The sequence below is a fragment of the Moraxella sp. E33BD genome (assembly GCF_041807865.1).
Classification (GTDB): Bacteria; Pseudomonadota; Gammaproteobacteria; order Pseudomonadales; family Moraxellaceae; genus Moraxella; species Moraxella haemolytica.
This window is the reverse complement of sequence record NZ_JBGTZD010000011.1, coordinates 61,271-84,023: the sequence shown is the minus strand read 5'-3', so window position 1 is coordinate 84,023 and position 22,753 is coordinate 61,271. Positions and strand designations below refer to the sequence as shown.

Below are 22,753 nucleotides of genomic sequence, written 5' to 3'. Positions count from 1 at the left end.
ACCCCCATGAACACATTTTCACACCTATTCACCCACCCTGTTCGCCTACTTGCACCAATGGAAGGGCTGACCGACCCACTCATGCGGCGGATATTAACTGACATCGCCACACGACTTGGCACACCCTATGACTGGTCTGTCAGTGAGTTCATTCGGGTAACGCATTATCCTTTGCCTGCTCATGTGTTCTACAAATATGTGCCAGAATTACACACCGATGGCAAAACAGCAAGTGGCACACCCATTCATGTACAGCTACTGGGCAACAACCCTGACACCATGAGCCAAAGTGCTGCCACCGCCATCTCACTTGGGGCACACGCCATTGACCTGAATTTTGGCTGTCCTGCCAAGACAGTCAATAACCACAAAGGCGGTGCGGTGCTACTAGATGAGCCAGAGAGTATTCATCGCATCATCCATGCTGTACGCCACAGCACGCCTTCCTTTACGCCTGTTTCTGCCAAGATTCGGCTAGGCTATACCGACACCTCCAAGATGAAAGAAATTGGCGACGCCGTCCGCAGTGCTGGTGCCAGCTGGCTAACCATTCATGCCCGCACCAAAACACAAGGATATAAACCACCTGCCTATTGGGAGCTTATTGAACCTTTGACCACTTTAGACTTACCCATCATCGCCAACGGTGAGATTTGGACAGCAGATGATGCTTACCGCTGTATGATTCGCTCTAATACACCCCATCTTATGCTTGGTCGTGGTGCGGTTACTCGTCCTGATTTGATTGCCCAGATTCATAATCAAAACATTGAACTAAGCTGGCAGGCACTCGTTGACGCTCAAATTGAATTTTTAGATGACGACACAGACAATCAATCAGGCTTAATTGGTCGCTATAAGCAATGGCTTGGCATGCTCACCAAAGGCTATCTTGAAGCAGAAACGCTGTGGCACACCATCAAACGCCTAAAAAATAAAGACACCATCATTGACGCTCTAACAACAAGTCGCAATACATCTGACTGACTACTCGTCCCCCAAAATTAAAATCCGCCCATATGCTCTTGCCAAAGCAGGAAAATGGGCGTATAATGCTTTTTGTAAGTTATGTTATAACATTTATAAGGAAACATCATGCAAGTGCTATCTTCACTAAAATCCGCCAAAAATCGCCACGAAGACTGCCAAGTCGTCCGTCGTCGTGGACGCACCTTTGTGATTTGCAAATCAAATCCTCGCTTTAAAGCCGTGCAAGGTGGCAAAAAGAAAAAATAACAGCCCCTTAGGTAGGTAAGTTAAAATACCGCTTATATCAAGCGGTATTTATAAACCTTAAAACCACACCAATATTTACAACATTAACAAAAAATACCGCCTTGACGGCAGTATTGATTACGCTTCAGCTAAATCTTGTGATAAACTTCAGCAAATGGCACACGAAACCTATCTCCCCAAACGCCCTTATCGCTCCGCACACCACAAGAAACCACCATGTTAATCTCGCTACTTTTTGGTAGGTTTAGTAGCTCCTTAATCACACGACCATCAAAGCCTTCCATCGGACAAGTATCCAAGCCCTTCTCGCTCATCGCCAGCATGAAAGTCTGAGCAACAAGACCACAGCTTTTGTGCATGACGATACGCATATCATCAAACGAGATTTCCGACTGAATGGGGCGAAACTTACCAACCGTACGAGCCAGCGCCTCACGAGCTTTTGGATAAATCGGCTTTGGTTGTACAACAGTGGCATCAAGCGATTATAATAAGTATCAAACCGCTTAATCCTAGAGGCGACTTTATCGACAGGGCTGTAGTTTTGAATATTTTGTTTTTCAAAATCAAACACCGTCTTAGCTCGTACTCGGTGCAAATCAGGACGAATAACAAAAACCACCAATTGATTGGCGGTGGTTGCTGCTCCTTGTGATAAGCAGGCTTTGGCAATTTGACCGAGCATGGCTTTATCTGTAATGTGATAAAACTCATACAACTGCATATTTGAACTGGTGGGTGCTAAGGTGGCAAGCTCAAGGCAATGCTTAACCATCGCATCGTCAATATCCACAGGCAAATAATCACGAACAGAACGGCGATATGTCAAAATATCATGCAGACTCATCTTATCTCCAATATCATAAGGCTTACATCAATACGATGCTCTAAGACTGCATCTATTCTAGTCAAATTTTTTACAATTTGCCATCACATTTTATGGTACACTAACGACCTTTTTTCAAATGAACCCCAACATCTTGATTTATCAGACAAATCATTGCCATGCCACAGCACACACCCTCCCCAACCCACCAGCTAAACCGTGAAGCCAAATGGTCAGTTTATCTCACCCTTTTATATCTTATTGGGTGGGTTGTTTTTGGCTATTTCATGCCTGATGGCATAGGATTTTTAGGTTTTCCATTATGGTTTGAGCTAAGCTGTATTGTCCTGCCCATCTTATTTGTCTTGATTAGCCTTGCTGTCTTAAAGGCAGTATATAAAGAGATGGATTTGGAAGGTCATGACAAACTCAATGATGATAATGATTTAGGGGGTCATGTATGAACATCAACATTCATGTTCTGATACCTTTTGGTCTGTATTTGTTTTTTGTCTTTGCGGTGGCGTGGCACGCTTATCAAAAACGCTCATCAGGCGAATTTTTGAGTGAGTACTATGTTGGCTCTCGCTCTATGGGTGGTTTCGTACTGGCGATGACGACAGTGGCGACTTACATCTCGGCAAGCTCATTCATTGGAGGACCTGGTGCAGCATATAAATATGGTCTAGGCTGGGTGCTACTATCTATGATACAAGTCCCAGCGATATGGCTAACTCTTGGCACGCTAGGCAAAAAATTTGCCATCTTGGCTCGCAAGACAGGCAGTATCACGATTAACGACCTACTCTATGCTCGCTACCAAAACAAAGTTGTGGTATGGCTGGCTTGCCTATCCTTATTGCTTGCATTCTTTGGCATGATGGTGGTACAGTTTATTGGTGCAGGTCGTCTCTTGGAAGCCACACTAGGACTACCTTATGAACTATCCATTGGTGTGTTCGCCTTCGTGATTGGGCTTTATACCTTTATTGGTGGATTTAGAGCGGTGGTCTTAACTGACACCGTGCAAGGTCTGGTGATGATGATTGGTACGGTGCTACTGTTGGGTGGTACAGTGATGGCAACAGGCGGTATTGATAGTGCCATGACAACCTTACATAGCATTGACCCACGCCTGCTTATGCCCACAGGCGTTGATGACAAACTATCAGCGACCTTTATGCTCTCGTTTTGGGTACTTGTGTGTTTTGGTTTGATTGGGCTACCTCACACCGCCATTCGTGCAATGGCATATAAGGACAGTCGCTCGCTCCATCGTGGGATATTGGTTGGCACGATGGTCATGGGTGTACTGGTCTTAGGTATGCACCTAGCAGGGGTGTTGGCTCGGGCTGTCATACCAGAGCTTGATGTACCTGACAAGGTCATTCCAACTCTCATGATGACGGTATTACCACCCTTTGTGGCAGGGGTGTTTTTAGCAGCCCCCATGGCAGCAATCATGTCATCAATTGACTCCATGCTGATTCAGTCATCAAGCACACTCATCAAGGATTTATACTTATCTATCAGACCTAAAGCGGTGCAACATGAAGCGAAAATCAAACGCTATTCCACTTTTCTGACGCTCATCTTTACCGTGATTTTGGCAGCTGTCGCCATGTTCAATCCGCCCGATATGCTCATTTGGCTAAATCTTTTATCCTTTGGTGGGCTTGAAGCGACTTTCTTGTGGGTGTTGGTCTTTGGGTTGTATTACAAAAAAGCCAATGCCATAGGAGCTATTGCCTCCATGCTATCAGGACTGACCTGCTACATTATCTTTGCTTATTTTAAAATCAGCTTTTGGGATTTGCACGCTGTAGTGCCTGCACTCATTATTGGGCTTGTGGCATTTTTGGTGGGCAATAAACTAGGAGAATAATGATAAAAAATTGGGTGGCTATTGATTGGTCATCAAGGCAATAGCCTAACATGGCGGTCGGTTCATCGTCCATCAACTCATCAAAAAGTATCAGCCACTATTGAGTGATGACAAAAAACGATTGGCTCAACTTAAAACTACTGTTAATTGTTAACCTAAAAATACAAGTGGCGTTGCAATCTTGATTTGGTTAATCACAACGCCAACTTTAAGACTCTATTGGCAAGATTTTAGATTGCCAGTTCAAATCGTGCGTTATTTGACACGCACACGATATTTGACGACCGCTGTCGCACCAATACCCAAATCCTCAACCGTCCAGCGTAATGCCTTGTAGTAGCTCAGTGGTAACTCTCGAACCTGTCCGTTGATGTTAGCACGAATCGGCATATGAACAAAACGCTGACCATCAGTGCTTGCCTTCACAATGGCAGGCTCAACCGCACCAACAAGCTCCACCCCCTCAGGAATGTTTAGTGTCGCTATCATGCTACGCACACGGTTGGTGTCTTGGTTGGTGAATAGCCCTTGATATTCCACAATCTCGCCACGAGCTACATTATCACTTGCGGTCAATGGTTGCAAGACTTCTTTTCCTGTTGCATCTTGACGAACCAAGAACGCATTCACTCTTTGGTCAATCTGTAAGACATCAGATGCCTGCTGTGCGTTTTTTGGCGTAGGCAACATGGCATGGGCAGAGATACCCATTGTTGTCAAGGCAACAGCGAACATGGTGTTAAACATGGCATTGCGTAATTTCATCATTTCTCCCCTCAAAAAAGTATCATAAAAAATTGGTATTATCATACCATGAATTGCACTTGAAAGTCCGTCAAATTGTATCCTAAATAAAACAATCATGTATGATTTTTTTCACCATTGCTCCTTTTTTTGCATACACCAATCATTAAGCCTAAGATGATAGATTGATAATTTTTTACAAACCATCTCTTTATAGACAGCAACACCAAACTTAAGCTCATAAAAAAATCCAAGCGACTGCTTGGATTTTAAGAAAGCCAAAATCATCATACTCGCTCAATGATGGTGGCGATACCTTGACCCAGACCGATACACATCGTTGCAAGCCCCAACTCGGTATCTTGCTGTTCCATCACATTTAATAAAGTGGTGGTGATTCGTGCACCTGAACAACCAAGCGGATGCCCCAAAGCGATTGCACCGCCATGATGATTGACAATGTCTTGGCGGTCGTAAAGATCCAAACCTTTTAATACCGATAGGCCCTGAGCGGCAAAGGCTTCATTGAGCTCAATCGTCTGAATGTCAGAGATATTCACGCCTGCACGCTTTAATGCTTTTTGGGTGGCAGGTACAGGACCATAGCCCATGATGGCAGCATCACAGCCTGCCACTGCCATGCCACGAATGCGAGCTCTTGGGGTTAATCCCAATGCTTTGGCCTTTTGGGCGGACATCACCAACATGGCAGACGCACCATCTGAGAGTGCCGATGCCGAACCTGCCGTTACTGTGCCATTGGCAGGGTCAAAGACAGGTCGTAGTTTTTGTAAACTTTCTAAACTGGCATCAAAACGAATGACCTCATCTTTTGTACATAACTGCAAATTACCTGCTTCATCATGCCCTTCCACGCCCACAATCTCACGGTCAAATCGTCCTTCAGCGGTGGCTTTGGCGGCTTTTAGGTGCGAATTTAGAGCAAATTTGTCTTGCTCTTCTCGGCTAATACCATTCATGCGACCCAACAGCTCTGCGGTCAGACCCATCATGTTTGACGCTTTGGCGATTTGCTTTGAACTGCTTGGGTTTAAGTCCACACCATGCATCATCGCCACATGACCCATATGCTCAACCCCACCGATGATGAACACCTCGCCTTGATTGGTCATGATTTGAGCGGCGGCAGTATGCAATGCTTGCATGGACGAGCCACACAGACGGTTCACAGTCTGGGCTGATACATGCTTAGGAATGCCTGCCAATAGACTTGCATGGCGGGCGATATTCCAACCTTGTTCTAAGGTTTGGTTCACACAACCCCAGATGACATCTTCAAGCTCATTAGGGTCCAGATTATTTCTTTTAATCAATGCCTTCATCAACTCAGCTGACAAGGTTTCAGCTCGTACATGACGAAACATACCATTTTTGGATTTGCCCATGGCGGTGCGTACACCATCAACAATCACCACATCTTTTGGAGATAGAGTTGTCATAATTTTTCCTTAAATTCTTCTTGATTCATCATTAAGCGTAAAATGTTTTTTTGTCTTTTGCCATTTGCTTAAGCAACTCTGGGGCTTCATACGCACGACCAAGATGTGCATATTTATCACAAAGAGCGACAAACTCGCTTACACCAACTTGGTCGATATAACGGCACGGTCCACCACGAAACGGTGGAAATCCCAACCCCATCAACATCGCCATGTCTGCCTCACCAGCACTGGCGACAATGCCCTCCTCTAGGCAACGCACCGTCTCATTACAAAACGCCACCATCAAGCGGTCAATAATCTCTTGGTCATCAAATGACACGCCATTTGTATCTTGCACAGGTTGTAGCAACTCATAAACAGTCGCATCAGCTGATTTTTTTTGCTTGCCTTTTTTATCAAGCTCATACCGATAAAAACCAAAGCCATTTTTTTGACCCAAACGATTGTTGGCAAACATCACGCTCGTAGCAGTTTGATACTCTGGTTTCATGCGGTCAGGAAAACCGTTCGCCATCACTTCACTGGCGTGTACCCCTGTATCAATTCCCACCACATCAAGCAGGTAGGCAGGACCCATAGGCCAGCCAAATTTTTCCATGACTTTATCAATCTTCACAAAGTCTGCACCGTGCTTGATGAGCAAATCAAACGCCCCAAAATAAGGGAATAACACACGATTCACCAAAAATCCTGGGCAGTCATTAACCACAATCGGCGTTTTGCCCATTTTTTGGGCAAGAGCAACAGTAGTGGCAATCGCTTCATCGCTTGTCTTTTCGCCACGAATCACCTCAACAAGTGGCATACGATGCACAGGATTAAAAAAGTGCATACCCACAAAATTCTCTGGGCGTTTTAGTGCAGTGGCAAGCTCAGTAATGCTGATGGTGGAAGTATTAGATGCCAAAATCGCCTCATCTTTAATCAGGCTTTCGGTCTCGGCAAGCACTGATTTTTTTACTTTCTCATTTTCAACCACCGCCTCAATGATGATATCAGGGGTAGCAAAGTCGCCATAATTGAGCGTTGGGCGGATTTTTGATAGTGTCGCACCCATCTTAGTGGCATTGATTTTACCTCGCTCAACTTCTTTAGAAAGCAGTTTGCTCGCCTCATTCATGCCCAAATCAAGCTGTTCACTCTTGATGTCTTTCATGATGATGGGTAGCCCTTTAACCGCCGCTTGATAAGCAATACCACCACCCATAATGCCTGCACCAAGCACTGCCATCTCATTGATATCATGGGCATCTTTAGATTGCTCTTTGGCACGCTTTTTGACAAGCTGATCATTTAAGAACACCCCCACAAGTGCCTGTGCTTGTGGTGTCTTGGCAGCTTTGACAAAATTAGCTGCCTCCACCTTAATCGCTTCATCACGGTTAAGATTGGCGTGCTTTTCTACCGCTTCTAAGGCAAGAGCAATGGCAGGATAATGCTTAGGGTTGGCTTTGGCAAAAATCGCCCCTTTGGCAGAATTAAACGCCATGATTTGTTCGGTCGCATTTAGCTTAACAGGCTCCAGCTTCTCCGCTCGTTTTGCCTGCCAATCAAGCTCACCTTGAATACACTTTTTGACCAAATCTTGTGCCGATTGTTCAAGATACTCATCTGACACCACCGCATCAACCAAGCCCGCTTTGATGGCATCGGCAGGCTTTAGGGCATTGCCTTTGGCAATCAGCTCTAGGGCATTATCCACCCCAATGATACGGGGGGCTCGTACCGAACCGCCAAATCCTGGAAAAATACCCAACTTGGTCTCAGGAAAACCCACCTGACCTGATGCACCAATGACACGATACTCGCACACCAAAGTCATCTCACAACCACCGCCTAACGCCGCACCATTGATAGCACAGACTTTTGGAAACGGCAAATCCTCAAAACGGTTAAAGGTGCGGTTGATATCAAGTAGCCATGATTCAATCTCGCCTGCTGAACGCTGAAAATGACCAACGAACTCGGTGATGTCCGCCCCTGCAATGAATACTTTTTTGCCAGATGTTACAACAAGACCTTGTATGTCATCTCGCCCCTCAAGCAGTTCAACCACTTGGGTAAATTCAGCATTGGTCTTGGCGTCAAATTTATTGACGCTTTGTGATTGATTATCAAAACACAAGTTGGCGATACCATTTACTAAAGTCAATGTTAGGCTATTGCCTTTAAAAATTTCAGTCATTATCATGGTCCTTTGTTGATGAATTTACTGATGGGTTTTACTAGAAAGTTATTTAATATAACAAACTTTTTGTCATTTGCGGTAGGATTTTTTAAAAAATTGACTGACAAGTCATGAAAAAAGCCCTGCCACCATCTAAGCGTCAGGGCTTTTAAGCGATTTAGCTTAATATGCCAAAAAAGTGTGATAAAAACAACAATGCAAAGCCCGTCAAAAACACCAACCCTGCCCAAGACAGCACCCTTAGCCATCTAGGGAGATGCTCTTGTTCACGAGCCAATGCAAAGTTTAGCCATGCAAATACAGGAGCAGAAACGAACGCCATAATCATGGCAAATTTTAGCATACTGGTCAATGCCGACCCAAAATATAAAATCAGCACCAAGCCTGCCACACTAAAAAAGCTCAGCCATGCACGCAAGGTGTGTTTACCAAAATGATGCTTCTTGCGAATCAATCGCACCGACTCAGCATTAAGACGAGCGTAGCCATCAATCACCGTGATGGTCGAGCCAAACATACATAAAAACGCAATGGACGCCACAAGTAGCCCAGACCACTCGCCGATGGTTTGGGTGTACATACCAATCAGTTGCCCAACATATTTACCACCCACCAACTGAATCTCTTGACCTGAACCATACTGCACCAACGCCCCAAGTGCCAAAAACACGATGGCAAGTATCGCCGATGCCAAAAAACCCACATTAAAATCAAGCAATCCTTGCTCATGGGTCAGCTTAGGATTCTCACGGCGTTTTTGTATGGTCCATAAGGAAGTAATGGCAGAAATCTCAATAGGAGCTGGCATCCAACCCATGAGTGCCACAATAAACCCCAATGCCGCCAAATTAAAAGGACTGGCAGGCACAAAATCAGGGGCAACCACTGATGGTTTTCCCATGGCGATGGCAACAGCCAAAATGGTGGTGATGGTCAATAAGATGACAATCCATTTGGTAGCACCATCTAGCAATTTATAGCGACCTGCCACCAAAAACAACCAACTTGCCAATACCGAAATGACCGACAGCATAGGGATAGACAGCGACCAACTCTCTGGCAACAACTCCCCCAAAATAACCGCACAGAGCATCGCCACCGCCCCTGTACTGACAATCCCTGAGATGAATGCCATCACAAAAAATAGATAAAGATAAGCACGGCTTTTTTGGGCATAGCCCTCTACCAAAGATTTGCCAGACTCATAAGTATAATCAACCCCAAAACGAAAAAAGGGATATTTAAATAAGTTGGCAAGCACGATAAAGATGGCAAGTTGCCAACCGTACAAAGCCCCTGCTTGAGTTGATGAAATTAAATGCGAAGCCCCAATGGCAGCCGATGCCATCAAAATACCAGGCCCAAAGGCTTTCCAATTCATTGTAATCACTGCATTACTCCTAACAATCAGGCTAATATTCATCCCAAATTGGCTATACAAAGCTAGGTGGCATAGGTCAGTTGCAATAATAAAAAAGGCTTGGCAATATTTATCACTGCAAAAAATACAACCATAAATAAACCGTTCCTTAAAACCCACCTAAACCCACCCAAAGGCAAATTTAGCGTTTAATTCCTACTTCAATGTTGTTTGCCTTATTCGTTTGAACTTGGACTGACATCAACTCCATAGGCGTTTTTAGTTGGGGATAGAACTTACCCACCAACGATTAATATTAAGATAAAGTTAAAACCTTATCTGCCTGATTTAAAATATTGATACTTGCATTAATATCACGGTCATGATTGGTATGGCAACTAGGACAAATCCAATGTCTAACCGCAAGTGTCAAGTTTTCTTTTGTCATAATAAAACCGCAATTTGAACAAGTTTTAGAGCTTGGATAAAACCTGTCCAATTCTTTGATGGTCTTACCCCATTGGTTGGCTTTATAAATCAGCTGTCGCTTAAACTCATAAAACCCTAAATCGCTAATGGCTCGGCTTAAGTGACGGTTTTTAACCATACCTTTAACGTTAAGGTTTTCAATGCAAATCACGTCATAACTTTTGACAAGTTGTGTTGTGAGCTTATGAGTAAAGTCTTTTCTGATACAACTGATTTTGTAATGCAATCGTGATAGCTTGGTTTTCGCTTTTTCACGATTTTTAGAGCCTTTTTGTTTTCGGCTGAGCTGTTTGCTTAGTCGTTTTAATTGTTTGAGTTTGGTTTTTAATGGCTTGGGAGCTTGTGCTTTTGTGCCGTCTGATAATACGGCTAAATCACTTATGCCTAAGTCTATGCCAACTTGTTTGCCTGTTTTGTTTAATGGTTTGTTCATTTCACCAAGTTCAACGGCAACTGAGACAAACCATTTTTCGCCTTGTTTAAAGACTTTGGCGGATAAAATTTTCCCTTGATGGCGTAAGTTTTCACGCATTCTTACCAAACCTAAATTTGGGATTTGAATGTATGGTTTGTTATTGATGGTTTTGAGTTTAAATTGGTCGTTGGATAGGCTAAAACGGTCATTTACGCCTTTTTTGCGAAATTGGGGATATTTGCTTTCGCCTTTAAAAAAGCGTTTAAAGGCATCGCCTAGTTGCATAATAGCAAGTTGTGGACTGCACTTGGTTACTTCTAGCATGAATGGGTATTTTTCATGTTTTATGGCGTTAAGTTGTTTTCTTAGTTTACCTTGTGATGGTTTGTTAAGTCGGTTTTCGTCAATGGTTATGCCTTTTGCTTGACAGTCATCACGGTAGTTTTTGTCTTGTTCATATTGCTTTTTCCATTCTGCCAACGCCCAATTATAGGCTAGACGTGCGACACCGCACGCCTTGCTAAAATGTGTGGCTTGTTTATTGGTTGGGTCAAGTCGGACGATGTGTCCACGAATAATCGTCATTCCAATGCTACCTTAACGGCTTCAAGCAGTTTTTTATTCTTTTTACTTCGTGAGCCATATAGTCTTGCTGAAAATACCGTAATGATTTCTAGCACATCTTGAGCAAGCTCTTCTTCAAAGGATAGGTTTTCGCCTTGATTGATGATGATAACTTCAACATTTCTTGCTTCACAGATAGCAAAGACAAGTTCTGCACCAAAGCGTAATAGGCGGTCTTTATGGGTTAAAACCAATCTGCCGATTTCATTGTTTAATATACCGTCAAGCAGTTGTTTAAGTCCTTTTTTATGGTAGTTCATGCCAGAACCTAAATCATTGATGACCTCATAAGTCCAGCCTTGTTTGGCACAGTAGAGTTCTAAAACTTGGATTTGACGCTCTAAATCGTCCTTTTGGTCGTGGCTTGATACTCGTGCATAGGCAATGGTTTTTCGGTCTTTGTTGCCTATGCCATGCAGTAGGTTTGGGTTGATTTTACTAATATCGTACCGTCTGTGTCCTTTAGGTGTTCTTTCGGCAACAAGCACACCACTTTCGTCCCATCTGCGTAATGTTGAGATGGACACGCCAAGTTGTTTGGAAGCTTCGTTGATACTAATTAATCTATTCATTTGGATATTATAAGATAGATTTAGTTAGATTTCAAGGAATAGTTCAAAGCCCCTCTTTGGCTTTGCCAATTGGGGGCAAGCCCCCAAACCACCCCCCATTGGAAAGACAAAAGAAAAATGTAATGACATTGAAAATACATTGTAATGAAATTTATCAAAGTAAGCATTTGCACGCATATTGTAATTACATTTGCAACATTGGAAATTTTTGACAATGAAATCGCCAAAACGCACCAAAGAAATCAAAATCAGATTGACCGAGCAAGAACATCAAGCCCTACTTGACCGCAAAAAAGGGGAATTGGCAGTTTGGATTAGAAATACCTGTTTGGGACAAGAGATACCACAGTCAAAACAAGTTAAAACGGCAGACCCTGAACTTTTGCGACAACTTGCCAAGATTGGGGGCAATCTTAATCAAATCGCAAAACACGCCAATACAGACACACTAGGGGGCAAAATAGACCGTTTACGGCTACTAGGAGAATTAGCCGTAATCCGTGAGCAACTGGACGAACTTTTGGAGCATAACCAGTGATTGTTAAGTTCTTCAAGCGTGGTACTGGTTCGTGCTTGGCTACAATGAATTATTTACTTGGTAAAAATTATGACCGAGAACACGCCAAAGTATTACAGGGCAACCCAAAATTAACACAGCAGTTAGCTGACAGCCTAGACTTTAAGCACAGATACACCGTTGGGGTATTATCGTTCGAGGAAAGCGACCTTGACGAGTGCCAAAAGCGTGAGATTATGGCGGACTTTGAAAAAGCCCTTTTGTGTGGATTAGAGCAAGACCAATATAATATTTGTTGGGTAGAACACAAAGACAAAGGGCGGTTAGAACTGAATTTTGTCATTCCAAAGGTTGAATTAACCACAGGTAAGGCGTTAAACCCTTATTTTGACAGCGTGGACAGAAAGCGAGTAAACGCATTCAAAGACCACACCAACGCCAAATACAACCTAACAGACCCTAATGACCCAGCCAACCGCCAACCACTTACACCCAAATACAACCTACCCAAAGACAAAAAAGCGTTACAGGAAGCGATTACAGGCTATCTGATGAACGAAATGGGGCAAGGTAGGGTAACAGACCGCCAAAGCGTTTTAAATGCAATACAGAGCGATTTAGGGCTATCTGTAGCGAGAATTACCCCTGATTCAATCAGTATCAAAGACCCAACCAACGAAAATGGGCGAAATATCCGCCTAAAAGGGGAAATTTATGCAGACAATTTCAGATTTAGCCAAGACTATTTCGCAGAAAACGAGCGAGCGGGCCGAGAATACCGAGCAAATCGTACAAAACGAATTAGCGAGACTGGAAAAATCCTTACAGCAGAGATTGAGAGAAAGCGAGCATTCAATAGCGAACTGTATAGCCGACTACCAAGCGAGCCTACAAGCGAAATTGAACACCGCCCTAGCGTTCAAGAATTGGCTAATGATAACCATAGGGGTGTTATTGGCGACAATCCTAGTATTGGGAGGAATGGCAATGTATTTTTACAGCAGTATGAAAGACAGCCGAGCCGAACAAGCCGAAATTTTGGCGACCATAGAGCAAATGCCCCTACCGCCCAAAGTGTTGAACCAATTCAACATACAGCAGGACGAGAAGTATTACTACCTAGCGACCAAGAACAAGAAAGCGGAAGTATTCGCCAACAAAAACGGCGGAAAGACGATAAAAATACCCAAATAAACGCCATAGGAGAGCCTACAAGCCCCACCAAAGAGCAAAATGATGTTACCCTACCGCCAACCCCACAAAATCGCTCTATGACGCTCCTAGACCCATTAAATGCGATTTACCCCAAAAGACAGGAATTTTTAACCAATGCACAACAGCTTTTTGAACGACTACAACGCATTGTTGAACGAACTAGAACGGCAGTTAAGCGAGTTTGCGAGTATTACAAAATCACAAAAGAAAATGATCGAGCAATTAACGAGCGAAAACCAGGCTTACAAGGAGTGCTTAGAAAGCTTAACCGCCAAATTACAGTACATAACGAACAATGCAGCCAATCAAGAAGCACAATTTATGGATTTGATAACGAGATTAAACAGCGAGAACAACACATTATCCAAACAGAACAAGCAATTAACCGAGCTACTTTTGAACAGCAAGAAGAACTAGACAGGAACAGGGGGTTTCGACTTGAGCTGTAACAGACAAATCAAAATTGAATTTGGTAAGCAGTAAGTAAAAACTTTGTTTGCTTTGCAGGTTTTGCCTAAAAATATCAAAATTCCCACCCTGCCAGTCATGAAACAGCTACCCAAAGAGCTAAACAGAGTTAAATTTGCATTAAGTTATTATTTTTTGAAACCATTACAAGCTGATTTCTGCATAATATTTGTAATAATACTATAAATTATAATGGATAAAAGACCAATAACGAATATCGAAATTAGAGATGTTTTCGCTCCGTAATGTTGATATAACCAACCACCAATACCCCCACTAACTAATCCAGATGCTTGTTTTACTACCGACTCTATGGATAGCATAACATTTCTATACTTGTCAGGTATTGATTGATGCATTGCCGTTTGTATGATGGGATATTCTATGAAGCTGATAACATATATTGCAATAATTGAGATAAGAAATACAGGAAAGGAATAAGAGTGAGACATAATTATAAAGGATGCAGAAAAAGCAAATCTTAAATAACATATCCAGAAATTATATTTCTTGGGAACGAAATTTTTTTTCAATAGAATAATTAGTGAAAGAGTTGAAAGGAAATATGCTGATGAATAAGCAAGTGAAATTTTAAAATCTTCGATGCCAAAGCTTTTTCCTATAGGCATCCAAAATATCTCAAAAAATCCAAATGCAAACCCATAAGAAAATGATAAAGGTAAAAATCTAATAAATTTAAGTGATTTAAGAGAAGTAATTATTTCTTTTTTGCTATACAGACCTATAATTAGAGGTTTGGCGGTATATTTTTTATTATCGCTCATTAAGAAATAAGCTAAAATGGATAAGAATAAAAATAATACAGAGGTAATTTTTAGAATTGAATTTGCCTCAAATAATAAGATGTCGTTGTTTTGAAATAGCAGAAGTTGGCTAGTAACCAAAACTCCAACCCCAATAGAAAATGATGATATCATGGAGGCTATATTAAAAGTTTTATTTATAATACTTGCCCTCTCGTTATCATTTTCTATCGAATTTACATACCATGACTCTAAAATTCCAGAGAAAAAAGATCTCCCTATATTCCATAATATATAGCCAGAAACGATCGTTTGTAAGTCTTTAGCTATAGCCCATAAAAAATAGCCGGATGCATGGAAAACCATACCTATAATGAATACATATTTTTTTTTAAAAACATCTCCTACAAATCCCACTGGGATATCTAAGGCAAGATACGCCAAGGTGGAAAAAGATACAATTAGACCTAAATCAATATAGTTTATGCCCAAACCAAGCAAATGAATGGTTAGAACAGGAAAAGTTAAAGAAGAAATAAGCCAATATAGGGAATTAAGGGTTAAATAAGAATTTCTAGCTTTATGTATAATCATTTTAAAATGCCATCAATCACCTCAAAAGAAGTAACCTTTTCATTACCCAAAAACATTTCACCATGTTCTTGCAATATAATTATTGGTGACCTAGTTTCTTGGTAGACTTTTGAAACAAAATCCCCTAATTCTGGTTCTCCATAGTATGTTGGCGGAACGAAGGGTATATTAGCTCTACCAGAATTTCTAGTAAAATTTTTACTATCATGAGTATGTATTATTTGCTGAATATTTGGGTTTTTTTCAAAGACAACATACGCTTCTACCGAATCCGAAGAGGGTAAATAGGCACCATTATACTCTATTGTGTTTAAGTTTCTGTTATAGCTCTTAATTAGAGATATTCTGTTTAAGTCCAGACTCCTATCTTTCGGTGTCTTTGTTGCGGTTATGTATATCCCTTCTGTTTTTCTTATAGCAAAATACCCATCTGTACTTGATCTATGATACATACGATATCGATCATAGTATTTTGATGCATTTATAAAAAATTCTTTTACATCATCAGGAATAGTATTTAAAAGACTATTATTATTCAGGCATACAGCGTTATATTTTAGCCTGATGGTGTCACATATAATATTATCCATTATTTTGATGTCAGACACTATGAACCCATCTTGATTCACTTCATCAGGTCTCATAATATTTAAACAACGCAAACTTCCTGGATTTTCTTTTTCAATACTGATCTCATCCTCATGCAACAAGGATTGATTTTTATCCTTATAGGAAAATGCTATTGATCCAGAAATGTAATTTTCATTAGTTATGCTTCTTAGTTGTTCTATAATATATTTATTAAAGCTGGATTTTAATCTAACTATAAAGTGATTGATTTTAAAATTACTACTACGACATATGACATCAATCTCTTTTAAAGATTTTGCAGCTACAAAATTTATTTGATATTTTTTACACACCGATTGTGCATTACGAGCTGCAATATCGCCTTTTAATTCATCAAAAAACACAACTAAAATATCTTTTGGATTGAGAGGTTTGCTATAATCTATCATTTTTACCATCCTTATTTAGAAGTACGCCCACAATTAAAGAATCATTGCCAAAGCTATCAAAATTTTTATTATAAATAACACAATCTAGATCAAAAAGCGACTGTGAAATAAATTTAATATCATCAAATGTGTGAATGTATTCAGTAGATAGGTAAGTTTCAGCAAGATTGTTGATTGATATTTCCACATTCATATCTAAGGATAATGACCCTATACTATTAAATTTTATGTCTTTTGGCCAAATGCACTTAACCACTCCATATTTAGATGATACTTCCCTCTCTCTTATACGCATATCATTATTAGCCAATGAAAGTATTTTACTTGGAATATGCAGCTCGATAATCAGCAAGCCGTTTGCATGAGAGTTTAAATCACACCACTTGATTAAATTGGATAATTGTAATTTATCCATATAGCCAACGGAGTATCTTAACAAAGTAAATAGATTGGTTTTGGGTACTGTAAGATTAATATTTGGAATATGACTGACAATATACTTAATTGGCGACTGAAATCCTTGTTTTATTGAGTATTGCATCATGGATAATGCAGAATCTATCGAAAGTACATCACAACCTAACTTTACAAACTCAAGCGAATGTCTTGCAGGCCCAGCAAAAAGCTCTATAACATTAGGTTTAATTGTTAAAGTATGACATTTCAAAAGCGATAGTATGTCTGCAGCTTGCTGAAAAAAATCTCTATCATTTGAAAAAATATCATATATGTCTGGATTTTCTGAATAAAGTTTGTAAATTTCCTTCATAGCTCTCTCGTAGATTGCAAAGTTACATTTGGTACAATGGCAAACTTACTTAAATTGATTAATAAACTGATAATATTAAAAACATCCTGGATTTCAACAGAATGCATACCGATTGTTCCAAGCTGAATGTTTGTTATTTTCAAGTCTAAAGAATGATCAATTTGAATACGATTGGCTAAAATTTCTTGAAGCTTCTTGCTAATTGCATATGAAAAATGCTTTGATTTCAGTATGCTCTCGGAGGCGATCGAACCAATATTAATAATATTGGCATTGGGGACTATAAGGTTATTTAAAATAAGCGTGTCACACACTCTTTTAAAGCCCAACGGCCCTGTTTCGATAAAATTAATCAATTCTTGAGTATTTAAGCTCTCTTGATCTCTCCATAATGAAGGGCAGTAGATAATCATATTGAATTTCTTATCAAGACTGTCAAGTGCAGCATCTATATTGTCTTGAAATCGAACATCGCAATTGCAATTTATAACCCCGTCCAAATTACTCGTCGTCCTAGAGAAATTATAAACTGTAAAATTTTGGGAGATAAAATACTCTGACAGTTTTTCTCCCAATCCCTTACTTCCACCAAACACTGCAATATTAAAGCTCATAATTATCTCCTATGGTTGGGATATTATTATCCCAACCGTGACTCAGATATTTGATACTATTCGACGAATAAGACCTTATGGTTTCATCGTATGTCAACAAATTTATGAATTTAGAAGGCAATGTTTTTTTATTATAAAAGTAAACCATGTCGTATAGATTTTGAATATTTTCAGGTAAATTATCAATTGTTAATTTACCATTTTCAAATTTATATAAAAATATATCCATAACATTTAATGAAAATAAACTCAGTTTTTCAAACCATATCGAAAAGTTATTTCTGTCAGAGATAGCACTCTCATAGTTTAACTCAGCAATTTTCTTGGTTACTTCATAATGCAGCACTCGATAAATTTCCATTAGTGGTTCTAACTTGGTATCAAATATAGCATTGAACTTTCCTGGTTGTGATTTATAATAAAGAAGCCACTTAATATAAGTTTTATTGCTTAAAACATTCTTACCTTCATCATTCCAAGAAGACTCCATATTAAATATAAAATTTGGCATTCCTAAATATTTGCTATTTGGTAGTTTATGTAATTCTTTTAAAGTTTCTATATTAAATCTCAGTGATTTGGTTGTAGTGTACCTATTAAATGTAATAAAACTTAATGTCATATAGATATTCATATTTAGTAAGCTTTTGAGACAGGATATTAAATTCTCACTTCTAATCCCTTTTTTTGAGATTAGTAAGATTATTTTGGAAAAATGACTCAACACCTATGAATATATTGATAAGCCCAGCATCTTTTAAATTTTCTAATGCAGTGCATTTTGATATCGTATCCGCCCTAGCATAGATCATAAAACGAATATCTGGAAACATTTCCTTAATATTTTCAGACAATTCCTTTATCTCATTATCCCTGGCTCTAGACCTTCCAATAAACTCAGAATCCATAAATACAAATAATCTAAAACCAAGATTATAATATATGGAAATATCTTGCAATATAGATCTTATTGACCTAACATCCCATTTCTGTACAATCTCCTGATTGTTGCAGTTTATATAACAAAATTTACACTTAAACTCACAACCTCTAGTACCCTCCAATGCAACCTTAAATAAAGGCATCCTACTTTCGATAATATTACATTGATCAAAATAGGGCTTTACAGAAAATCCAGAATTAAATGTTATATTATCATCAACTTTAAAATCAGGGAAAATATAATTTATTAAAGCCTTTTCATTCTGCTCGATAAATTTTACTTTCTCATGTCGAAGAATATCTATCTTCTTTAGTCTTTCAACTTGACCATATAATGTTACTCTCTTTTCGTTATCAATCAACTTCTTGCATATTCTTATAGCGTAATGAGGAGCACTCCCTGTCTCTCTAACAAAAATCACAAAATGACAGCTATTTGACCTTATTATATTTTCAACACTATTACTCTTATCTAATACAAAATCAAATATAGAAAAATCTAGTTTTAAATTTTGTGCCTCACAATACCCCAGTTGAAAATCACCAACTAGGGCTTATGCTTAAGAAATCACAGGCTCTTTACCCTCGTCAATGACCTCACGAGTAACCGATACTCCATTGACACCCTCCATGCTTGGTAATTCGTACATGGTATCAAGCAGGGCATTTTCAATGATAGAACGAAGACCCCTCGCCCCTGTTTTTCGCTTCATGGCTTTTTTGGCGATGGCGGTTAGGGCTTCTTCATCAAAGTTCAGCTTCGCCCCTTCCATCTCAAACAGGTACTGATATTGTTTGGTTAGGGCATTTTTTGGTTCGGTCAAAATCTGAACCAACGCCTCTTCATCAAGCTCATCTAGCGTAGCGATGACAGGCAGACGACCGATGAACTCTGGAATAATACCAAATCTCACCAAATCCTCAGGCTCAACCTCACGGAACAGCTCGCTGATTTTCGCCTCTTTTTTTGCCTTGACGGTGGCATTAAAGCCCATGCCTGTCGTCTCAGTACGCTGTTGAATGATACGGTCAAGCCCTGCAAACGCCCCACCAACGATGATGAGAATATTGCTTGTATCCACCTGAATCATCTCTTGGCGTGGGTGCTTGCGTCCACCTTGTGGCGGAATATTCGCTACTGTGCCTTCGATGATTTTTAAGAGTGCTTGTTGCACACCCTCACCTGAAACATCTCGAGTGATGGAGACATTTTCACTTTTTTTGGTGATTTTATCAATCTCATCAATATAAATAATGCCTTTTTGGGTACGCTCGATATCATAATCGGCGGCTTGTAGTAGCTTTTGGACGATGTTTTCCACATCTTCGCCCACATAGCCTGCCTCGGTCAAGGTTGTGGCATCTGCCATGGCAAATGGCACATCTAGTAGGCGTGCTAAAGTCTGAGCCAGTAGCGTCTTGCCTGACCCTGTCGGTCCGATTAGCAGAATGTTACTTTTGGCAAGCTCAACTTTCTCTTTGCTTGTCGCTTCATCTTTTTTGGCGGATTTTAGTCGCTTGTAGTGGTTATAGACCGCTACCGATAAGGCTTTTTTTGCCGTGTCTTGACCGATGACATATTCATCCAGATGAGCTCGTAGCTCTTTTGGGGTTGGTAGCTTGGCATTTTCCCACGCATCGGCATCTTTGGCTGATGAGTCATTCAACGGCTCAGCGTCAATGCCGGCACCTGCAAGCATATCCCCACATTGTGCTACGCATTCATTACAAATGCTAGCACCATCGCCTGCAATTAGTTTTTTGACTTCGGTTTTTTTCTTACCACAAAATGAGCAAGTATTTAGTGTATCAGTCATGACGCCCCCTTACAGCTGTGCTGGGCGTCTATCAAGGACGCTATCAACCAAGCCGTATTCTTGTGCTTCGTACGCATCTAGCCAATAATCTCGCTCTACATCTCGCTCAACCTTTTCAAGTGGCTGACCTGTACGCTCGGCAAGTATGCGATTTAGGCGTTCACGGATTTTTAGGATTTCACGCGCACTAATCTCAATGTCGGTTGCTTGACCTTGTGCTCCACCTGATGGCTGATGAATCATGACACGGCTGTTCGCTAAGGCATAGCGTTTACCCTTCGCCCCTGCCGCCAATAAAAACGACCCCATGCTACACGCCTGCCCCATGCAGATGGTCGATACATCAGGCTTGATAAAATTCATGGTATCAAACATCGCCATGCCTGCTGTTACGACACCACCAGGGGAGTTGATATATAGATGAATGTCTTTTTCAGGATTCTCTGCTTCTAGGAACAAAAGCTGAGCGACAATCAAATTCGCCATGTGGTCTTCTACTTGACCTGTCAAGAAAATCACTCGCTCACGCAGTAGGCGAGAGAAAATGTCAAACGAACGCTCGCCACGCCCTGACTGCTCAATCACCATGGGTACAAGGGCGGAGCGTGGTGCGTGGTAAGTATCCATCAGTTGATCATAATACGGATTATGTTTCATGTGGTTCATTGATTTTCCCATTATTTACTAATCATTCACTAAATTAAAAACGAAAAATTTCTGCTATTCTACCACTAATTAAAAAATACCCCAAACACTGTTTGGGGTATTTTTATGGATTTATTGTAAGCCCAAAGAGATTATAGCTGTGCTTGCTGTGCAGCTGCCAATAAATCTTGGTATTTCACTTCTTTATCGGTTACTTTTGCTTGTGAAAGCAGATAGTCAACCACTTGATCTTCTAGTACCACAGCCTCGATACCGGCTCGCTGCTGCTTGTCGTTGGTGTAGTATTCGATGACTTCAGACGGATCTTCATAGTTCTCTGCTGCTTCTGCAATGAATGCAGTAACTCGCTCTTGGTCAACTTCAAGACCTTGTTTTTCAATGATTTGGCTAGCCAATACGCCCAAACGCACCGCACGAAGTGCTTGGTCTTCAAACAACTCATTTGGTAGCATATCTGCACCAAAGCTGTTTGGATTAGTACCGAACTGCTGAGCGAAGCGTTGTAGCATTTGTTCACGCTGACGGTTAATCTCTTGCTCTAGCATTGCTTTTGGCACATCAAATTCATTCTTTTCAAGCAATGCGTCAAAAGCAGCTTGCTTGACTTGGTTACGAGCTGCATTCTTGATTTCACGCTCCATGTTCTTGCGAACATCGGCTTTTAGCTTATCAAGACCACCTTCTTTAACACCAAACAGCTCAAAGAACTCTTCGTTTAGCTCTGGTAGTTTTGGTGTTTTAACTTCTTTAACGCTGATTTTAAAATCTGCTTCTTTGCCTTGTAGGTTTTCAGCTTGGTAGTCTGCAGGGAAAGTTACCTTGATGGTTTTTTCTTCGCCAGCTTTCATGCCTTTCATGCCATCTTCAAAACCAGGAATCATGCGACCTGAACCGATGACCAAGCGATAATCTTCAGCTGCACCACCTTCAAACTTCTCGCCGTCAATCGTACCTTCAAAATCAAAAGTCGCTTCATCGCCATCTTCTAGCGCACCGTCTTTGGTCTCGTAAGTTTGGCGTTGCTTTTGTAGGTTTTCAATCATCGTATCTACATCTTCATCAGATACGGTGGCAGTTTGGCGTTCTACTTCAATCTCGCTAATGCCTTGAACTTCTACCGCTGGGAAAGTCTCAACAGTGGCTTGATAAACCAAAAAATCATCTTCAAGTTTCACATCATCAATATTTGGTACGCCAACAGCACGCACTTTTTGCTCACTCATGGCTTCAAATACCGTATCACGAATCACATCGTTGATGACTTCTTGTTGAATGCCTGCACCATACTGGGCACGAATGTGGCTAACTGGCACTTTGCCCTTGCGGAAACCGTCAATCTTGGCAGTCTTTGCCACAGAACGGATACGGCTTTCAACACGGCTTTGAATGGTAGCGACAGGGACTTTTACAGTCAGTTGAGTCTCTTTGTCCGACAGTACATTGACTGTGATGTCTAAATTGCTCATGGTAATTACCTTAAAAAATTATTAAAAATCAATAGCTTAAAACAAAAAAATACAAATCCAAACAGGCAACAGATGCCATAAAATTCTTAAAAGATAGCCA

23 protein-coding genes and 1 pseudogene are annotated in these 22,753 nt (G+C 40.7%); 7 read left to right on the top strand and 17 right to left on the bottom strand.

The genetic code is table 11. From position 1 onward, the window contains the following. Positions 1-6: 6 nt before the first annotated feature. A complete protein-coding gene (locus ACERC6_RS08040) occupies positions 7-987 on the top strand; it encodes a tRNA dihydrouridine synthase (protein ID WP_373628500.1) in 981 nt (326 codons plus the stop codon). 108 nt (positions 988-1,095) lie between these two features. After that, positions 1,096-1,236 (top strand): type B 50S ribosomal protein L36, encoded by a 141-nt coding sequence (ykgO, locus tag ACERC6_RS08035; protein WP_284673755.1) that lies wholly within the window; start codon positions 1,096-1,098, stop codon positions 1,234-1,236. Between the two features lie 128 nt (positions 1,237-1,364). Here ykgO and ACERC6_RS08030 read toward each other — a convergent pair whose 3' ends face one another. Then, the gene (locus tag ACERC6_RS08030) at positions 1,365-1,595 is read right to left on the bottom strand and encodes a nitroreductase family protein (RefSeq protein ID WP_373628499.1); all 231 of its coding nucleotides are present in this window, start codon (positions 1,593-1,595) and stop codon (positions 1,365-1,367) included. Next, positions 1,547-2,083, bottom strand: coding sequence for a nitroreductase family protein (locus ACERC6_RS08025; protein WP_373628497.1), 537 nt, complete (start codon positions 2,081-2,083; stop codon positions 1,547-1,549). The genes ACERC6_RS08030 and ACERC6_RS08025 overlap by 49 nt, the downstream gene beginning before the upstream one ends. 158 nt (positions 2,084-2,241) lie before the next feature. On the opposite strand from ACERC6_RS08025, the gene ACERC6_RS08020 reads away from it, so the two are divergent. Together ACERC6_RS08020 and panF are read left to right on the top strand one after the other, a co-directional pair. Beyond that, positions 2,242-2,526, top strand: coding sequence for a YhdT family protein (locus ACERC6_RS08020; RefSeq protein ID WP_373628495.1), 285 nt, complete (start codon positions 2,242-2,244; stop codon positions 2,524-2,526). Then, positions 2,523-3,947 carry a sodium/pantothenate symporter gene (gene panF / locus ACERC6_RS08015; RefSeq protein ID WP_373628494.1) on the top strand — a complete coding sequence of 475 codons (1,425 nt, stop codon included), beginning with the start codon at positions 2,523-2,525 and terminating at the stop codon, positions 3,945-3,947. Before ACERC6_RS08020 ends, panF begins: the two co-directional genes overlap by 4 nt. Positions 3,948-4,202: 255 nt before the next feature. On the opposite strand, the gene ACERC6_RS08010 is transcribed toward panF, so the two are convergent. The 6 genes from ACERC6_RS08010 to ACERC6_RS07985 form a co-directional block, all read right to left on the bottom strand. Further along, complete coding sequence (locus ACERC6_RS08010; RefSeq protein WP_373628493.1) at positions 4,203-4,712, bottom strand: hypothetical protein; 510 nt, start codon at positions 4,710-4,712, stop codon at positions 4,203-4,205. 266 nt (positions 4,713-4,978) lie between these two features. After that, positions 4,979-6,151, bottom strand: a complete 1,173-nt coding sequence (gene fadA, locus ACERC6_RS08005; RefSeq protein WP_373628492.1) for an acetyl-CoA C-acyltransferase FadA — start codon at positions 6,149-6,151, stop codon at positions 4,979-4,981. Between the two features lie 31 nt (positions 6,152-6,182). Continuing rightward, entirely contained in the window at positions 6,183-8,339 is a 2,157-nt protein-coding gene (gene fadB, locus ACERC6_RS08000) for a fatty acid oxidation complex subunit alpha FadB (RefSeq protein WP_373628491.1), read from the bottom strand. 160 nt (positions 8,340-8,499) lie between these two features. Next, positions 8,500-9,765, bottom strand: coding sequence for an NRAMP family divalent metal transporter (locus ACERC6_RS07995; protein ID WP_373628490.1), 1,266 nt, complete (start codon positions 9,763-9,765; stop codon positions 8,500-8,502). A gap of 253 nt (positions 9,766-10,018) precedes the next feature. Beyond that, the gene (locus ACERC6_RS07990) at positions 10,019-11,191 is read right to left on the bottom strand and encodes an RNA-guided endonuclease InsQ/TnpB family protein (protein ID WP_373628489.1); all 1,173 of its coding nucleotides are present in this window, start codon (positions 11,189-11,191) and stop codon (positions 10,019-10,021) included. Then, a complete protein-coding gene (locus ACERC6_RS07985; protein WP_373628488.1) occupies positions 11,188-11,802 on the bottom strand; it encodes an IS607 family transposase in 615 nt (204 codons plus the stop codon). The genes ACERC6_RS07990 and ACERC6_RS07985 overlap by 4 nt, the downstream gene beginning before the upstream one ends. Positions 11,803-12,016: 214 nt before the next feature. Between ACERC6_RS07985 and ACERC6_RS07980 the strand changes: the two genes are divergently transcribed. From ACERC6_RS07980 to ACERC6_RS07970, 3 genes and pseudogenes are all read left to right on the top strand, one after another. Next, positions 12,017-12,340: a MobC family plasmid mobilization relaxosome protein gene (locus ACERC6_RS07980; RefSeq protein WP_373628487.1), complete on the top strand. Its 324-nt coding sequence runs from the start codon at positions 12,017-12,019 to the stop codon at positions 12,338-12,340. Between the two features lie 44 nt (positions 12,341-12,384). After that, positions 12,385-12,759 (top strand): annotated as a pseudogene (locus tag ACERC6_RS07975) (relaxase/mobilization nuclease domain-containing protein); the annotation flags it as partial. A gap of 274 nt (positions 12,760-13,033) precedes the next feature. Next, positions 13,034-13,513, top strand: coding sequence for an MbeB family mobilization protein (locus ACERC6_RS07970; RefSeq protein WP_373628524.1), 480 nt, complete (start codon positions 13,034-13,036; stop codon positions 13,511-13,513). Positions 13,514-14,130: 617 nt separating this feature from the next. Here ACERC6_RS07970 and ACERC6_RS07965 read toward each other — a convergent pair. The 9 genes from ACERC6_RS07965 to tig all read right to left on the bottom strand — a co-directional run bounded on the left by ACERC6_RS07965 (position 14,131) and on the right by tig (position 22,653). Next, positions 14,131-15,360, bottom strand: coding sequence for an MFS transporter (locus ACERC6_RS07965; protein WP_373628486.1), 1,230 nt, complete (start codon positions 15,358-15,360; stop codon positions 14,131-14,133). After that, positions 15,357-16,379: a hypothetical protein gene (locus ACERC6_RS07960; RefSeq protein ID WP_373628485.1), complete on the bottom strand. Its 1,023-nt coding sequence runs from the start codon at positions 16,377-16,379 to the stop codon at positions 15,357-15,359. The genes ACERC6_RS07965 and ACERC6_RS07960 overlap by 4 nt, the downstream gene beginning before the upstream one ends. Beyond that, a complete protein-coding gene (locus tag ACERC6_RS07955) occupies positions 16,366-17,148 on the bottom strand; it encodes a hypothetical protein (protein WP_373628484.1) in 783 nt (260 codons plus the stop codon). Before ACERC6_RS07955 ends, ACERC6_RS07960 begins: the two co-directional genes overlap by 14 nt. After that, the gene (locus ACERC6_RS07950) at positions 17,145-17,762 is read right to left on the bottom strand and encodes a hypothetical protein (RefSeq protein WP_373628483.1); all 618 of its coding nucleotides are present in this window, start codon (positions 17,760-17,762) and stop codon (positions 17,145-17,147) included. The genes ACERC6_RS07955 and ACERC6_RS07950 overlap by 4 nt, the downstream gene beginning before the upstream one ends. After that, complete coding sequence (locus ACERC6_RS07945) at positions 17,752-18,384, bottom strand: hypothetical protein (protein WP_373628482.1); 633 nt, start codon at positions 18,382-18,384, stop codon at positions 17,752-17,754. The genes ACERC6_RS07950 and ACERC6_RS07945 overlap by 11 nt, the downstream gene beginning before the upstream one ends. A gap of 52 nt (positions 18,385-18,436) precedes the next feature. Then, entirely contained in the window at positions 18,437-19,126 is a 690-nt protein-coding gene (locus ACERC6_RS07940) for a radical SAM protein (protein ID WP_373628481.1), read from the bottom strand. Between the two features lie 138 nt (positions 19,127-19,264). After that, positions 19,265-20,521, bottom strand: coding sequence for an ATP-dependent protease ATP-binding subunit ClpX (gene clpX / locus ACERC6_RS07935; protein ID WP_373628480.1), 1,257 nt, complete (start codon positions 20,519-20,521; stop codon positions 19,265-19,267). 9 nt (positions 20,522-20,530) lie between these two features. After that, positions 20,531-21,187 carry an ATP-dependent Clp endopeptidase proteolytic subunit ClpP gene (gene clpP / locus ACERC6_RS07930; protein WP_284673744.1) on the bottom strand — a complete coding sequence of 219 codons (657 nt, stop codon included), beginning with the start codon at positions 21,185-21,187 and terminating at the stop codon, positions 20,531-20,533. A gap of 131 nt (positions 21,188-21,318) precedes the next feature. Then, positions 21,319-22,653, bottom strand: coding sequence for a trigger factor (gene tig, locus ACERC6_RS07925; protein WP_373628478.1), 1,335 nt, complete (start codon positions 22,651-22,653; stop codon positions 21,319-21,321). Between the last annotated feature and the right edge of the window lie 100 nt (positions 22,654-22,753).

Bases quoted from the DNA above. Each gene is read 5' to 3' on its own strand.
- ACERC6_RS08040 (WP_373628500.1), top strand. From the start codon at position 7: ATGAACACATTTTCACACCTATTCACCCACCCTGTTCGCCTACTTGCA.
- ykgO (WP_284673755.1), top strand. From the start codon at position 1,096: ATGCAAGTGCTATCTTCACTAAAATCCGCCAAAAATCGCCACGAAGAC.
- ACERC6_RS08030 (WP_373628499.1), bottom strand. From the start codon at position 1,595: ATGCACAAAAGCTGTGGTCTTGTTGCTCAGACTTTCATGCTGGCGATG.
- ACERC6_RS08025 (WP_373628497.1), bottom strand. From the start codon at position 2,083: ATGAGTCTGCATGATATTTTGACATATCGCCGTTCTGTTCGTGATTAT.
- ACERC6_RS08020 (WP_373628495.1), top strand. From the start codon at position 2,242: ATGCCACAGCACACACCCTCCCCAACCCACCAGCTAAACCGTGAAGCC.
- panF (WP_373628494.1), top strand. From the start codon at position 2,523: ATGAACATCAACATTCATGTTCTGATACCTTTTGGTCTGTATTTGTTT.
- ACERC6_RS08010 (WP_373628493.1), bottom strand. From the start codon at position 4,712: ATGAAATTACGCAATGCCATGTTTAACACCATGTTCGCTGTTGCCTTG.
- fadA (WP_373628492.1), bottom strand. From the start codon at position 6,151: ATGACAACTCTATCTCCAAAAGATGTGGTGATTGTTGATGGTGTACGC.
- fadB (WP_373628491.1), bottom strand. From the start codon at position 8,339: ATGACTGAAATTTTTAAAGGCAATAGCCTAACATTGACTTTAGTAAAT.
- ACERC6_RS07995 (WP_373628490.1), bottom strand. From the start codon at position 9,765: ATGAATATTAGCCTGATTGTTAGGAGTAATGCAGTGATTACAATGAAT.
- ACERC6_RS07990 (WP_373628489.1), bottom strand. From the start codon at position 11,191: ATGACGATTATTCGTGGACACATCGTCCGACTTGACCCAACCAATAAA.
- ACERC6_RS07985 (WP_373628488.1), bottom strand. From the start codon at position 11,802: ATGAATAGATTAATTAGTATCAACGAAGCTTCCAAACAACTTGGCGTG.
- ACERC6_RS07980 (WP_373628487.1), top strand. From the start codon at position 12,017: ATGAAATCGCCAAAACGCACCAAAGAAATCAAAATCAGATTGACCGAG.
- ACERC6_RS07970 (WP_373628524.1), top strand. From the start codon at position 13,034: ATGCAGACAATTTCAGATTTAGCCAAGACTATTTCGCAGAAAACGAGC.
- ACERC6_RS07965 (WP_373628486.1), bottom strand. From the start codon at position 15,360: ATGATTATACATAAAGCTAGAAATTCTTATTTAACCCTTAATTCCCTA.
- ACERC6_RS07960 (WP_373628485.1), bottom strand. From the start codon at position 16,379: ATGATAGATTATAGCAAACCTCTCAATCCAAAAGATATTTTAGTTGTG.
- ACERC6_RS07955 (WP_373628484.1), bottom strand. From the start codon at position 17,148: ATGAAGGAAATTTACAAACTTTATTCAGAAAATCCAGACATATATGAT.
- ACERC6_RS07950 (WP_373628483.1), bottom strand. From the start codon at position 17,762: ATGAGCTTTAATATTGCAGTGTTTGGTGGAAGTAAGGGATTGGGAGAA.
- ACERC6_RS07945 (WP_373628482.1), bottom strand. From the start codon at position 18,384: ATGACATTAAGTTTTATTACATTTAATAGGTACACTACAACCAAATCA.
- clpX (WP_373628480.1), bottom strand. From the start codon at position 20,521: ATGACTGATACACTAAATACTTGCTCATTTTGTGGTAAGAAAAAAACC.
- clpP (WP_284673744.1), bottom strand. From the start codon at position 21,187: ATGAACCACATGAAACATAATCCGTATTATGATCAACTGATGGATACT.
- tig (WP_373628478.1), bottom strand. From the start codon at position 22,653: ATGAGCAATTTAGACATCACAGTCAATGTACTGTCGGACAAAGAGACT.